General features: G+C 58.5%; 11 protein-coding genes and 1 tRNA gene. 2 read left to right on the forward strand and 10 right to left on the reverse strand.

What is annotated here, in order from left to right; all coding sequences use genetic code 11:
• Nucleotides 1–203: 203 nt before the first annotated feature.
• The 4 genes from ATI02_RS18720 to ATI02_RS18735 all read right to left on the reverse strand — a co-directional run bounded on the left by ATI02_RS18720 (nt 204) and on the right by ATI02_RS18735 (nt 4,538).
• Entirely contained in the window at nt 204–1,178 is a 975-nt protein-coding gene (locus ATI02_RS18720) for a FecR domain-containing protein (RefSeq protein WP_100847037.1), read from the reverse strand.
• A complete protein-coding gene (locus ATI02_RS18725) occupies nt 1,175–1,651 on the reverse strand; it encodes an RNA polymerase sigma factor (protein ID WP_238156319.1) in 477 nt (158 codons plus the stop codon). The genes ATI02_RS18720 and ATI02_RS18725 overlap by 4 nt, the downstream gene beginning before the upstream one ends.
• A 248-nt stretch (nt 1,652–1,899) precedes the next feature.
• Nucleotides 1,900–2,607 carry a 3'-5' exonuclease gene (locus ATI02_RS18730; protein WP_100847038.1) on the reverse strand — a complete coding sequence of 236 codons (708 nt, stop codon included), beginning with the start codon at nt 2,605–2,607 and terminating at the stop codon, nt 1,900–1,902.
• On the reverse strand, nt 2,604–4,538 hold the full coding sequence (locus tag ATI02_RS18735; RefSeq protein ID WP_338110261.1) for a putative nucleotidyltransferase substrate binding domain-containing protein: 1,935 nt from the start codon (nt 4,536–4,538) through the stop codon (nt 2,604–2,606). The genes ATI02_RS18730 and ATI02_RS18735 overlap by 4 nt, the downstream gene beginning before the upstream one ends.
• Nucleotides 4,539–4,798: 260 nt before the next feature.
• On the opposite strand from ATI02_RS18735, the gene ATI02_RS18740 reads away from it, so the two are divergent.
• Nucleotides 4,799–5,245, forward strand: coding sequence for a response regulator (locus ATI02_RS18740; protein ID WP_100847040.1), 447 nt, complete (start codon nt 4,799–4,801; stop codon nt 5,243–5,245).
• A gap of 129 nt (nt 5,246–5,374) precedes the next feature.
• On the forward strand, nt 5,375–6,622 hold the full coding sequence (locus tag ATI02_RS18745; RefSeq protein WP_095191982.1) for an IS256 family transposase: 1,248 nt from the start codon (nt 5,375–5,377) through the stop codon (nt 6,620–6,622).
• Nucleotides 6,623–6,693: 71 nt separating this feature from the next.
• Here ATI02_RS18745 and ATI02_RS18750 read toward each other — a convergent pair whose 3' ends face one another.
• The 6 genes from ATI02_RS18750 to ATI02_RS18775 all read right to left on the reverse strand — a co-directional run bounded on the left by ATI02_RS18750 (nt 6,694) and on the right by ATI02_RS18775 (nt 13,487).
• Nucleotides 6,694–7,155: an Lrp/AsnC family transcriptional regulator gene (locus ATI02_RS18750; RefSeq protein ID WP_100847041.1), complete on the reverse strand. Its 462-nt coding sequence runs from the start codon at nt 7,153–7,155 to the stop codon at nt 6,694–6,696.
• A gap of 124 nt (nt 7,156–7,279) precedes the next feature.
• Nucleotides 7,280–8,089, reverse strand: a complete 810-nt coding sequence (locus tag ATI02_RS18755; RefSeq protein ID WP_100847042.1) for a DUF3037 domain-containing protein — start codon at nt 8,087–8,089, stop codon at nt 7,280–7,282.
• Nucleotides 8,086–8,829, reverse strand: coding sequence for a HipA family kinase (locus tag ATI02_RS18760; protein ID WP_100847043.1), 744 nt, complete (start codon nt 8,827–8,829; stop codon nt 8,086–8,088). Before ATI02_RS18760 ends, ATI02_RS18755 begins: the two co-directional genes overlap by 4 nt.
• Nucleotides 8,830–8,985: 156 nt before the next feature.
• On the reverse strand, nt 8,986–9,294 hold the full coding sequence (locus ATI02_RS18765; RefSeq protein ID WP_100847044.1) for a DUF3077 domain-containing protein: 309 nt from the start codon (nt 9,292–9,294) through the stop codon (nt 8,986–8,988).
• 354 nt (nt 9,295–9,648) lie between these two features.
• Nucleotides 9,649–9,725, reverse strand: a tRNA-Ile gene (locus tag ATI02_RS18770).
• A gap of 15 nt (nt 9,726–9,740) precedes the next feature.
• A complete protein-coding gene (locus ATI02_RS18775; RefSeq protein WP_100847045.1) occupies nt 9,741–13,487 on the reverse strand; it encodes a bifunctional diguanylate cyclase/phosphodiesterase in 3,747 nt (1,248 codons plus the stop codon).
• Between the last annotated feature and the right edge of the window lie 68 nt (nt 13,488–13,555).

The following is a 13,555-nucleotide window of genomic DNA, read 5'->3' on the forward strand; positions in this document are numbered from 1 at the left end:
GGCTCCTGAATGGAAATATTTCTCAATTGCCTGTGTGCCGGATGAAAATCAAAAAGTGATAGGGCTGGATGAAAATAATTTCGATTAACTGAAAATCGGGTTGTGGCAGATGACGTCTTCGCGAGCAGGCTCGCTCCCACAGGGGTAACGCATCCCAATGTGGGAGCGAGCCTGCTCGCGAAAGCTAAAGCTCAGGCACCACATTAATCAGGTTTGGAATCAGCCTTCGCCACGGTGACCCAATACGGCGTGTGCTGCTCGATCTGCACCGGCAGGGTCGGCAGCAGGGCGCTCAAGGCTTTATCGGTGTCATGCAACGGGAAACTGCCGGTAATCCGCAAGTCAGCCACTTCCGGTGCCACCCCCAAATGCCCGCGACGATAACGTCGCAGTTCATGCACCAGATCCCCCAGCCGCGCGTTATCGACCACCAGCATTCCGCGCGTCCACGCGTCGGCCCCGGGGTTGAGCGCGACGATCGAATCCAGTCCGTCATGGCGCAGCAGCACTTGCTGGCCTTCACGCAGAATCTGTTCTTCGGGATTGGCTTGCGCACGCGCGGCGACTGCCGACTGCAATACGCTCAGGCGTGTGCCTTGTTCTTCGCGCTTGACCAGGAACCGTGTGCCCAACGCGCGCATGCTGCCTTCGCGGGTTTCGACAATAAAGGGTCGGGCATCACCGTGACCGGTCTCGACGAGGATTTCGCCTTCCTGCAAAACAATCAGTCGGCGCTTCTCATCGAAACGCACATCCACGGCGCTGTGGGTGTTGAGGTTGAGTACGGTGCCGTCGGCCAGGCGCACGGTGCGCTGTTCGCCGGTGGCGGTGCGCTGATCCGCCAGCCAGTAATCCAGCGGTAGATAACGGTCACCGGCAAACAGCGCCAGACCGACCAGCGCCACCACGCTGGCCAACCCGCTACCCAGTTTGCGCACGCGGCGGCGAATGCCTTCGCGCGATTGCAGCAACGCACTGCGCGCCGGGCCCTTGGCCACGCTGAAACGCTGATCGAGCATGCCCAACTGACGCCACGCCCGGGCATGTTCTTCATGGGCCGCGTGCCATTTGGCGAACTCTTCGCGCTCCAGCGGGCTGCTCGAATCGAGCGTCAACTGCCAGGCAATCGCCGCGTCGAGCACATGCGCCGGCACGGGTCTGGAACTGGCCGGGCTCATGTCGGCTCACCGTACAACGCGATGTAGCACTGACGAATCCCCTGGGCCAGATATTGGCGCACACGCGGCACGGATACGCCGAGCTTCTCGGCGATCTCGGCATGGCCGAGGCCGTCGAGGCGGTTATAAAGGAACGCGGCGCGGGCCTTGGTCGACAGTTTGCCGAGCAGACGGTCGATGGCTTTGAGGTCTTCGAGGATCAGTTGCTGTTCTTCCACCGACGGTTGTTCGCCTTCGGGGATCAGCATCAATTCGGTGAGGTAGGCCTGTTCCAGCGCAGCGCGGCGGAAGTAATCGAACAGCAGGCCCTTGGCGATCGCCACCAGAAAGGCCCGGGGCTCGCGCGGCGATAGCAGTTCGTCGCGACCGAGCAGACGCACGAAAGTGTCCTGACTGAGGTCTTCGGCTCGCTGCGGGCACGCCACATTGCGCCGCAGCCACGCCAACAGCCAACCGCGATGGTCGCGATACATCGCACCGACGAGTTCACTGTGAGGGCTTGGGACTGACGACACCAGACGCACCGATTGGGAAATGTTAACCAACGAGAATTGTTCGCGATTCTGGCAGAGGTGGGAATGGTTAGCAATTGGCCACTGGTCGGGTGGCATCAGTAAAACCGCATCATCGTTCTTCGCGAGCAAGCCCGCTCCCACATTGGAAGGCGAAACCCTGTGGGAGCGGGCTTGCTCGCGAAGAGGCCAGAGCAGGCGCTGAGAATCTAAAAGGAGGGCGCCTGCTGCCTGCGCTTCCACTGACTCAACCGTTGCTGCAAATTCAGCGGGCTATGAATCTGCTGCCCCCGCGCCCGGCTGAACAGAATCAACGCCAGCTCCGCCGTGGCCAGGGCATCGGCACTCGCGTTGTGCCGCTCGAACACCTCAAGCTTGAACCACTCGATCCACTCATCCAGTCCGGCCTCGCGGATATTCGCCTGCGGGCAAACCAACGGTGCAATCTCGGCGACATCCAGAAACACCTGCTGCAACTTGTGCCCCAGATGTTCTTTCAGCGCCCGCCCAAGCATGTGCTGATCGAACGGCGCATGAAACGCCAGCACCGGGCTGTCACCGACAAACTCCATGAATTCCACCAACGCCTCGCCCGGCTCGCTGCCAGCGGCGATCGCATTCGGCCCCAGTCCATGAATCAACACGCTGGGGCTGAGCTTCAATTCCCGACATTGCAGCGTGCGTTCAAACTGCTGGCTGAAATCGATCGCGCCGTCCTCGATCACCACCGCGCCAATCGACAGCACCCGATCCTTGTTCAGGTTCAGCCCGGTGGTTTCCAGATCCAGTACCACCCAGCGCTGTTCGCGCAGGCTGCATTCGCTCAATTCGCTGATGGGCGGCAGCTCGGCCAGACGCTGCTGCAGATCCACCGGTACCACCGGGCTTGCCGGACGCAACCAAGAGAACAGGCTCATAGCTGATACCGCAAGGTCAGGCTGCTTTGCAGGCGCTGAGCCTGGCGCAGGGATTCGCGCAGGATGCGTCGATCCAGATGATTGAGACTGTCGGGATCGACCCGATTGGAATACGGCTGATTCTCCCGGGTCTGGAGCTGATGCTGCTGCATGCGCGTTTGCTGGATGAAGTGATAAGCCTCTTCATACGCGGCGCCATCCAGTCGCTCGATGACTTCTTTTTCCACCAGTTGGCGGAAGCGTTCGAGGGTGTTGTTGGCGTCAATGCCGTTGGCCAGCGCAAGTAATCGGGCGCCATCCACGAACGGTGTCAGGCCCTGGACCTTCAGATCCAGCGTAGCTTTTTCACCGTTCTTGCGCGCCAGCACAAACTCGCGGAAACGCCCGACCGGCGGGCGATTGCGCAGGGCGTTGTCGGCCATCATGCGCTGGAACAAACGGTTGTCGGCGACCTGATCGAGAATCCCCCGGCGCAGTTGTGCGCAGCCGCTCTCATCGCCCCAGACCACCCGCAGATCGAAATAGATGCTCGACCCCAAAAGGTTCTCCGGCGTCGCCTCGCGAATGAACGCCGCAAAACGCCGCGCCCATTCCGCCCGGGATAAACACAGCTCCGGGTTGCCGGCCATGATGTTGCCCTTGCACAAGGTGAAGCCACACAGCGCCAGGCTCTGGTTGATCTGCTGGGCCAGTGGCAACAGCTTGCCGCGAATCTGCGCCGCGTGCGCGGCATCGCGGGCGTCGAACAGAATGCCGTTGTCCTGATCGGTGTGCAGCGTCTGCTCGCGGCGGCCTTCGCTGCCGAAACACAGCCAACTGAACGGCACCCCGGGGTCGCCTCTTTCGGCGAGGGTCAACTCGATCACCCGGCACACGGTGTGATCGTTGAGCAGGGTAATGATGTGGGTGATCTGCGTCGAAGATGCGCCGTGGGCGAGCATGCGTTCGACCAGTTGGCCGATCTCACCGCGCAGGGTCACCAATTGTTCGACGCGCTGAGCGCTGCGAATCGTGCGGGCCAGATGCACCAGATCAACGCGCTGCAAGGAAAACAGATCACGCTCGGACACCACGCCGCACAGGCGCTGATCCTTGACCAGACAGACGTGGGCGATGTGCCGTTCGGTCATGGCAATCGCTGCATCGAATGCGCTGTGATCCGGCGAAAGATAGAAGGGCGCACGGGTCATGTGGCGCTCGATGGCTTCGCTGAAATCGCCAACCCCTTCGGCCACTACATGGCGCAGATCGCGCAGGGTGAAAATCCCCAGCGGCGCCTTGTGTTCGTCTACCACCACGATGCTGCCGACCTGCTGTTCGTGCATCAACTTCACCGCTTCACGCAATGGCGTGTCAGGGCCGCACGTCACCGGATGACGCATGGCCAACTCGCCGAGGCGGGTGTTCAGCGAATACTGGGTGCCGAGGGTTTCCACGGCTTTTTGCTGGACTTGCTGGTTGACTTGATCGAGCAGGCTGCTGACCCCGCGCAAGGCGAAGTCGCGGAAGGCGTTGGAGAGGGCGAACAGCTTGATGAACGCCGGTTTGTTCAGTTGCAGGCAAAAGGTGTCTTCACCGGCCAGATGCTCGGTGCGCGTTGCCCGCTCACCCAGCAGCGCGGCGAGGGGAAAACATTCGCCGGTGGTGATTTCAAAGGTGGTTTCGGTGCCGGGCCTGGTGATGTGCTGGCGCTCGCCGACCACCCGCCCCTGTTTGACGACATAGAAGTGTTCGACCGGGCCGTCGGCAGGTTTGATGATGCTTTCACCCTGGCCATAAAAACGCAGTTGGCATTGCTCCACCAGATACGCGAGGTGGGCGTGTTCCATCTGATTGAAGGGCGGGAAGCGCTGGAGGAATTGCAGGGTGCCCTGAATGTTCTGCAACACGGCGGTTTTCCCTGCCTGGGTGAAGGCGTCCGCTTTACTCATAACCATTACCGCAGTCTTTTTTGAATTGTTGTTGTCGGATCGTTGCAGCCATGGTCGACCCCTGCGGGCGGGGTGCCCATTGGACGTAAGTCTAGGTTGGCGATGCCGTTGGGCATATTTGGGAAGTGCCCTACAAAAACAGTCGGAAATTCTCTTGTCCGGCCTCTTGGAAAAAAATCCGACGAAGTGCACATTGAAGCTCTGCTTAGCGATGTCTGACGACTGTGCCAGGTGATTGATTTGAATATTTAGAGAACGCCATGTCCGACCACGATATTTTGAGCGACGCCGAGCGCGAAGCACTCAGCGCTGTGATGCTCGAACCCGATCTGCCGCCGCAGCGTGTCCTGATCGTCGATGACGACAAAGACGCCCGGGAGTTGCTGTCGGAGATTCTGGCGCTGGACGGCATTCGTTGCCTGACCGCTGCCAGTGGCGAAACCGCGCTGAAGATGTTGGCGGAGAAACCTTCGATCGGGTTGGTGATCACTGATCTGCGGATGGGCAATGTCGGCGGGCTGGATCTGATTCGCCAGGTGCGCGAGTCGGTTCGGGCGGCGCTGCCGATCATCATCGTTTCCGGCGATGCGGATGTGAAAGACGCCATTGCGGCGATGCATTTGAGTGTGGTGGATTTTCTGCTCAAGCCGATTGATACGGGCAAGTTGCTCGGGTTGGTCAAACATGAGCTGGGCATAGAGCCTTAGCATCTGTCGATCATTCCCACGCGGAGCGTGGGAACGATCAACACTCCTACATCGGATCACCTGTAGGAGCTGCCGAAGGGGGTGTCAGAAATTTTGTGTTCGGGCATAACATGAGTAAGAGGTGCATGTATGCCAACCAAAAAGAAACCCCTGCGTGACCTACCAAAAATCCCCAAGGAGCTGCTCGAAGAGTTCGGTGAGGGGCTGATTACCGCAGAGGCTATTGAAGACGCTTCTGCGGCCTTCAAGAAGGCCTTGATTGAGCGAGCATTGAGTGCCGAGCTCGGTCACCACCTGGGGTATCCGCCGGGCGCGCAGCGCCCAGAGGATGAAACCAACCAGCGCAATGGCAAAACGGGCAAGACGATTTTGACGGGGGATGGCCCGCTGCGGCTGGAGATTCCCCGTGATCGGGATGGCAGTTTTGCCCCCATTCTGATCCCCAAGCATGAGCGGCGTTACACCGGTTTTGATGACAAGATCATCGCCATGTATGCCCGAGGCATGACCGTTCGAGAAATCCGCGCTTTCCTCTCTGAGCAATACGGGACGGACGTTTCCCATGACTTCATCAGCTCAGTCACGCACGAGGTGATGGAGGAAATTGGTGCGTGGCAACAGCGACCGCTTGAGCCGATGTACCCAGTCATTTTCTTCGATGCGCTGCGGGTCAAGATCCGAGAAGAAGGCCTTGTCCGCAACAAGGCGATTTACTTGGCGCTGGGTGTTTTACCCGATGGAACGCGCGATATTCTTGGTATCTGGATCGAAAACACCGAGGGTGCGAAGTTCTGGATGAAGGTCTTCAACGACCTCAAGACCCGCGGCGTAGAGGACGTGCTGATCGCCGTGACTGACGGTCTCAAAGGCATGCCAGAGGCGCTAAGCGCAGTATTTCCGGCAACAACGCTGCAAACATGCATCGTCCACTTGATCCGCAACAGCCTCGATTACGCGGCGTGGGACAAGCGCCGTGAGCTGGCCAAGGCGCTAAAACCGATCTATCAAGCCATCAACGCAGAAGCGGCTGAGGAAGCACTGGATGCCTTTGAAAATGGCCCTTGGGGTAAGCAATACCCAACGGTGGTGGCGGCCTGGAGACGAGCCTGGGATCGAGTGATTCCATTTTTTGTCTTCCCGCCTGCCATTCGAAAAGTGATCTATACGACCAACGCTATCGAAAGCATCAACGCTCAGCTACGCAAGATCATCAAGACCCGGGGCCACTTCCCGACGGATGACGCAGCGACCAAGCTGATCTGGCTTGGGCTGCGTAACATCACGGCAAACTGGGGCTCGGCGGCTCATGACTGGAAGAGTGCGATGAACCAATTTGCGATTCTGTACGGAGATCGATTTATCAGGCCGACCTGGTAAAACCCGGCCTGCCTGACGGCAGGCCATTACCGGCCCGCACACAAAAAATCTGACACTCTCTGATCAAAATCTTAAACCGGCTGCCCTCGATCAATCTTGCTGCTCAAAATGATTGAAGTCGTGGTCTTCTCAACCCCATCCACACTGCCGATCTGATCCAGCAACTGATCCAGTTGCTCCGGCGAATCGGTGCGCAACCACGCCACATAATCAAACTCGCCACTCACCGCACACAACTGCTGCACCTGCGCCATCGCACTCAGGCGGCGCAACACCTCTTTACCGGAACGCGGCTGCACCTTGATCCCGACATACGCCTGCAACCCACCATCAACCACACGTTGCCCCAAACGCACGCCATAACCGGTAATCACTTTGGCCTTTTCCAACCGCGCCAGGCGTGAAGTCACGGTGGTGCGCGCAATGCCCAACTGCCGGGCGAGCATGGCCACGCTTTCGCGAGCGTTGATTTGCAGGGCGGCGATCAGATGACGGTCGATTTCGTCAAGCACGGGCGGGCGGATGTCGGGCAAGGGCGGCTCCATGGGGCGCGGGTTGGTTGGCCTGCGCATGTTACAGGCTCCGCGGGTGAGATATAGACATCACACAAAAACGGAAAAGCCGCGCAAAGGCACGGCTTTATGGAGCGAATTGCAACTATTGAGCGTAGCGCTGTGCGAAATCGGCAATTTTCTGTGTTGCCTGGAAATCAACCAGTTGTAGGCCACGTGCCTCAATGCTTTCCTTGGCAACTTGTACCGCTTTGCGGTGGCGTGGGGATTCACTTTCCGCAGGAGTGCTTACGGGGATAAGCACGTTTTGCAGCTGGATTATGCCTTCCTGCTCCGCTCTCACGAATTTCATCAGCCACTGATCGCAGTGATCGAGTATTGCGCTGGGCTCTGACTGGTCAAAAGCCAAGGGTTTAATAGCCGCTACGACCTTGTTGCGATGTACCAAGGGAAGATGAAGTTTGGTCAGATCGCCAGTCAGGGTGTCATCGCGAAAACTACGAATAGACGCTTGCGAAAACAATTCTCGAATCTCCCGAACCATGATCTCCTCGCGCCGCTCGCGGCCTATGCCTTGGCGATCTATGTAGCGGTTGAACAGCGTAGCCAAGGTCGCATCGAGGTTTTCCACGAGTATTGATCGTATGGGGCTGAAGCGAATCATCGACTCCTTCGGCTCCGTCATGAATCGAAAGTGGTTAACGATCTGCGATTCTTGAGCGCCTGCTGTCATGAGGCGAATACTGTCCAGTTCGTTTTGGGCTATCTCCATAGCCTTCGCGAATAGGTTGCTGCACTCAAAGAAATGATTGACCCGTTTCAGATTTTTACGAGCGAGTTTGTACTCCATGCGGCCAATAGCAGGTGCCGAGAGAACGATGCCCACATTGGCAAATTCTTCGGTTTCCGCAAAAGGCGCGAAACGCACAATGCTGTAAAGACAGGTGTATTTCATTTCAGGACGCTCCAGAATTCGTCCGATTGGCAAAGCATCAGGCTGCGTTCAATTTTCTCAAGCAGCGTTTCCAGTCCGAGTGCTCCAATGGACTCACACCACTCTTCGGGAATGTCTGAGCATAGGCCACGAAATCGTCCAGCAGTGTCATGCATCCGCTGAGCGTATTCAACTTTGTCGACCAGATCTAAACGCCATTCCCGATTTTCGGGGCCGAACACATGGCTTTCAGCAAACCTTGAAGCATCCAGCGGCCATTGGAATGCCTGGTTGTGATCGATCAGCTGTAGCTGATTGTTGGTACTGCACATCAGAAGATTTGGACGCCCACCAAACGGTCCCAACTGGCGGTCACTGTTACCGACCCAGTAATCAAAAACGAAGACGGCTTTTTGAAGGCTGCTCGGAACCTGTAGTGCTTGTGAATACAGCAGGTCAGCAGCATCGGCGACGTAGGCAAGGGCGTAGCTGTCCCCTGGTCCGAGATCACTGCGAGCTTCCGGGTTATAACGCAACAAGGCTGGATCGACATAGATACAGCCGTGCTCAGGGATCGGTAGGCCGAACTGAGCAGCCAAACGGGCGCAGAGTAGTTCGGCAATGCGTTCGGCGGGCGGTAGTTCCAAGCCTTTGGCCACATAGTGCTTGTCATTGTTTGCACGACACAGGAATGGGCGTGTGATCCCTCCTTCCAGTCGACGAATGATCTCCACCGCTTCTATGTAGTTACTGACGGCCATTCATGGCTCCCTTATAAATCTGCTTGGCAGACAATACTGGTCTGCTTCTCGATGCACCATGCCTCGTAATCATTTCCAGGCTACATATCATTGGATATCAGGTTGTAGTGGCGTCGGTGCCCCGATTCAACGGGGCGCGTGTCGAGGAAAGTAGCGCTAAACCTGCGCTTGATTACGTGTCGTGAATCTCTGATGGTTGATGACCTTCACCACATCATCAATCACCGCTTTGCTCATCGCCGCGAGGAAATAAGCGCCCCAGGCATGACGGTCGGTTTTTTTGTCGTAGGCGGCGTCTTCAGCGAAGGCTTTGACCAGAAATAGCAGGTCGGAGGCTTGGGACAGGGCATCGCCAATCGGGACGCCGGCGCTGACATGGAAGAGGGGTTGGTTGGAGCAGTAGATGAAGGGGGTGAGGCCGATGGTTTTCAGGTCTGAAGGGTGGGGCTGTTTTGTGTCAGGCATGGTGATACTCCTTGGTCCGAGGAGCCGGCCTAAATGTTTCCAAGCGAATAGGTGGCGGCTGTGCGCAGGTTGGAAAACCGGGAACCAAGGAACCGGCACGTCCGAAGACGTCCCACGCACAGCTGCCATAGAAGAGGGCTGTTGCGTTTTGATTCGACGGGTTTCCAATCCCGATCGCTGATCAGCAGCGATGTCCGGAGAGTATCCCGCCGAAGAAATGCCCAACAGGCGCCAAGTCGCCGGAAAACGCAGCTTCGGAATTTGCCTACAGCCTTCGCGGAAGTCGTCCTGCGAAGTCGACCGTACCAAACCATCACCCAAGAAAAAGCCGCGCATTTAGCGCGGCTTTCAATTTGGTGGGCCCACACGGACTTGAACCGTGGACCAAAGGATTATGAGTCCTCTGCTCTAACCAACTGAGCTATAGGCCCTCAGTAGGCCGCGGATTATAGCGACGGTTTCTCGGCTGTGCTATCCGAAAAATCCGATACGGCAATACGCAGAAACGTTGCGGCGAATTCTTCGGGTGGCAGGGGCAGGCTGACGATGTAGCCCTGGATCTGTTCGCAACCTTCGGCGGCGAGAAATTGCTGCTGCGCCTGGGTTTCCACGCCTTCGGCGATGACGGTGAATTGCATGCTCCGGCCCAAGGCGATGATGGCGCGGACAATTGCCGCGTCGTGGGGGTCGTCGGGCAGTCCGCGGACGAAGGACTGGTCGATTTTGAGGATGTCCAGCGGCAGGCGTTTGAGGTAGCTGAGAGAGGAATAGCCAGTGCCGAAGTCGTCGATCGCCAGTTGCACACCGAGGTGTTTGAGCTGGTGCAACACCGCCAGGGCCTCTTCGGCCTGACTCATAATGAAGTTCTCGGTAATTTCCAGTTGCAGTAAATCCGGCCTGAGGCGGTTGTCCTTGAGCAGTTGTTCGATGCGCCCGAGCAGATTCGGCTGGCGCAATTGGGCACCGGCGAGGTTGACCGACAGCGGCCCGAGGCTTTCGTAGATCTGGTTCCACTCGAACATCTGCCGGCAAGCAGTCTCCAGCACCCAATCGCCGATCTGCAGGATCATCCCGTTTTCTTCGGCCAGTGGAATAAAGTGCTCCGGCGGCACGTCGCCAAAGGTCGGGTGTCGCCAGCGGATCAGCGCTTCGGCGCCGACCAGACTGTGGTCGTCGAGACTGATCTTCGGTTGGTAGTAGAGGTGCAGTTCATCACGCTCGATGGCCCGCCGCAGTTCGTGCTCAAGGGCCACGCGCTCGCTGGCCTGTGCGGTGAGGTCACGGGTGTAGCTCTCGACGCGGTTGCGGCCCTTGGCTTTGGAGCGGTACATCGCGGCGTCGGCGTTTTTCACCAGGGTGGCCACGTCGCAACCGTCGCGCGGATAGAGGCTGGTGCCGATGCTGGCGCTGATGAAGAACTCGTGTTCGCCGGCCTGGAACGGCGCGCCGAAGCAGTTGAGCAGTTTGGTGGCGATGTTGTCGGCATCGCTGGCTTGTTGCAGGCCGGGCAGCAGGATGATGAATTCATCACCGCCCAGGCGCGCGACGGTGTCGATGTCGCGCAACTGTTCTTTCAAGCGTACGGCGATGCCCTTGAGCAGCAGGTCGCCGACCGGATGGCCGAGGCTGTCGTTGATGTGTTTGAACCGATCAAGGTCGAGAAACAGCACCGCACCCTGACCGCCGTTTTCCTGCTGGCCGTTCAGCGCCATCAGCAGGCGGCTTTCGAATAGCGTGCGGTTCGGCAGGCCGGTGAGCGGGTCATGGTGGGCCTGATAATCGAGTTTGGCCTGCGCGTGCTTGAGGCTGGAAATGTCGGCAAACACCGCGACAAAGTGGGTGATGAACTTGTCGCGGTTGCGCACGGCGCTGATGGTCAGCCAGCTCGGGTACAGCTCGCCGTTCTTGCGCCGGTTGGAAATCTCGCCTTGCCAATGACCTTCGTCGGTCAACTGGTGCCACATCGCGGCATAAAAAGCGCTGTCGTGCAGACCTGAGGCGAGCAGGCGCGGGGTATGGCCCAGCGCTTCGCTCTCGCTGTAGCCGGTGATCTCGGTGAAGGCACGGTTGACCGCACTGATGTGCTGCTGGGTGTCAGTGATCAATACGCCTTCGGCGGTGCTCTCGAATACGGTGGCAGCCTGTTGCAGTTTTTCCTGCATCAGATGGCGTTCGGTAATGTCCCGGGCAATGGTCAGCATGCAGTCTTCATCGCCGATCGGCAGCGGACGGGCGGACACCTCGCAGAGGCGGATCTGCCCGTCGCTACGGCGGATATGGCAGCTGAAATCACGGACGAAACCGTCGCGGTGCAGCAGGTCGAGCATCTGTTTACGTTCGTTGAGGTTGACCCAGATCCCCAGGTCCAGCGCCGAGCGATCCACCGACATGGCGCTGTTAAACCCGGTTATACGGCTGAAACCTTCGTTGACCTCGAGCAGCAAACCGTCGCTCTGGCGTGACAGCAGCAAGCCGTCCGGCGAAGCATGAAACGCCTTGGCGAACTTCTCTTCCGAGGTTTGCAGTTGCTGTTGGGTTTCCTTGAGTTGGGTGATGTCGCGCACTACCACCACCAGAGCGGGCGTGGTGTCGAGGTCGAACGGTTCGGCGGAAATCAGGCCGGTGAACACCTGGCCATTGTTACGTCGAAAGGGCATCTCCAGGTTACGAATGCTGCCAGCCTGCAAGCGCTGCAACAGCCCCGGCCCGACACCGGGAATGCCCCAGATATTCAGGTCGGTAGCGGTCAGGCCGATGATGTCCTCGGCTTTCAGCCCGATTTGTTCCTCAAAGGCTTCGTTGACCTCCAGCAAGCAGCCGTCGGATAGTCGTGCGATCACCAGAATGTCCGGGCATTGCTGGAATACCGAGGCGAATTTCTGCTCCGACAGGCGCAAGGCTTCCTCGGTGCGCTTGGTTTCGCTGATGTCGATCATCAGCCCGCGCATCACCGGTTCATGGCCGTGTTCAATGAGGCTGACGATGTCGCGTACCCACAGGCAGCGGCCGTCAGCGGTGATCACCCGGTAATCGAGGCTGTGATCGCGCCCGGCCAGCACTTCGTGATCGCAGAAACTCTGGGCGCGGGTCAGATCCGCCGGGTGGATGATGTTGCGCCAGAAGCCCGGTATCAGCCAGTGCGACAGTGGGTAGCCGAGCAGATCTTCAGCGTGTGGCGACACATAGCTGTAAGTGAAGTCGCTCATCCGCGCTTCCCAGGCGATGGCCGACAGGCTTTCGACCAGACCTCGATAGTGGTATTCGCTGCTGCGCAGCTCTTGTTCGAGGTCGATGCGGCGGGCGATCTCGGAACTCAGGCGTCGGTTGATACGGATCACCACTGCCAGGATGATCATCAGCAACAACAGGCCGGGCAGGCCATAAACCAAGAGATCGGACCAGAAAGTTCGATGATCAAGGACGTTGCCGACCCAGTGCTCCTGAATGCTGCTGATTTGCGCCGGAGTCATGTCGGCCAGGACTTTGTCCAGAATGCCCACCAGCATCTTGTTATCCCGCGGTACGGCCATCGCCAGTTGATAGCGATACGGGGTTTCGCCGCTGACGTACAAACCGTCGAGCTTCAGCTGGCGCAGGCTCCAGACGCTGGACGCGAGGTCGCCGACCACGGCGTCCACTTCGTCCGTCGCCAGCGCCTGTAGCGCTGAACTGACGTTAGGCATGGCTACCAGGTTCAGATCTGGATGGTGGGTACGCAATAGTTCGTGAGGCGCGTAGTTTTCCACCACGGCTATCTTCAGGCCGTACAGATCTTCGATTTTTCGCGGTTGTGCGCCGCCGACGTGGGCGAGGATGACGATCGGGAAGTCGAGATAAGGGCGGGTGAAGGACAGATAGGTCTGGCGCTCCGGCGTGGACATGATCCCTGGCAGCAGGTCGATCTTGCCCTGTTTCACCTGTTCCAGCACGACGGTCCAGCTCACCGGCTCGATGGGCGTCAGTTTGATCGCCAGGGCCTGGCGAATGACATCGATATAGTCAGCCGCCAGGCCCTGATAGCGGGCCTGGTCGTCACGAAACTCAAAGGGCGGCCACGACGCATCTACACCCAGTTTCAGGTCCGGGTGAGCCGCCAGCCAGCTACGTTCTTCATCGGTCAGAGTCAGCGCGTCAGCCGTTGCGGTCCAGATCATCAGTGACAGCAAAAAAAGCACGGACGCCAATCTGTGCATAACGCTCTCGTTATGGCTCGGGGGTAATTGTTTCGAGTGTAGACGGGGTATGCGGGGGAGGGGCGGTG

Origin of the sequence: Pseudomonas baetica, from assembly GCF_002813455.1 — a bacterium.
In the GTDB taxonomy this organism is placed as follows: Bacteria; Pseudomonadota; Gammaproteobacteria; order Pseudomonadales; family Pseudomonadaceae; genus Aquipseudomonas; species Aquipseudomonas baetica.

Bases quoted from the DNA above. Each gene is read 5' to 3' on its own strand.
- ATI02_RS18755 (WP_100847042.1), bottom strand. From the start codon at position 8,089: ATGAAATACACCTGTCTTTACAGCATTGTGCGTTTCGCGCCTTTTGCG.
- ATI02_RS18730 (WP_100847038.1), bottom strand. From the start codon at position 2,607: ATGAGCCTGTTCTCTTGGTTGCGTCCGGCAAGCCCGGTGGTACCGGTG.
- ATI02_RS18775 (WP_100847045.1), bottom strand. From the start codon at position 13,487: ATGCACAGATTGGCGTCCGTGCTTTTTTTGCTGTCACTGATGATCTGG.
- ATI02_RS18740 (WP_100847040.1), top strand. From the start codon at position 4,799: ATGTCCGACCACGATATTTTGAGCGACGCCGAGCGCGAAGCACTCAGC.
- ATI02_RS18745 (WP_095191982.1), top strand. From the start codon at position 5,375: ATGCCAACCAAAAAGAAACCCCTGCGTGACCTACCAAAAATCCCCAAG.
- ATI02_RS18735 (WP_338110261.1), bottom strand. From the start codon at position 4,538: ATGAGTAAAGCGGACGCCTTCACCCAGGCAGGGAAAACCGCCGTGTTG.
- ATI02_RS18765 (WP_100847044.1), bottom strand. From the start codon at position 9,294: ATGCCTGACACAAAACAGCCCCACCCTTCAGACCTGAAAACCATCGGC.
- ATI02_RS18720 (WP_100847037.1), bottom strand. From the start codon at position 1,178: ATGAGCCCGGCCAGTTCCAGACCCGTGCCGGCGCATGTGCTCGACGCG.
- ATI02_RS18725 (WP_238156319.1), bottom strand. From the start codon at position 1,651: ATGTATCGCGACCATCGCGGTTGGCTGTTGGCGTGGCTGCGGCGCAAT.
- ATI02_RS18760 (WP_100847043.1), bottom strand. From the start codon at position 8,829: ATGGCCGTCAGTAACTACATAGAAGCGGTGGAGATCATTCGTCGACTG.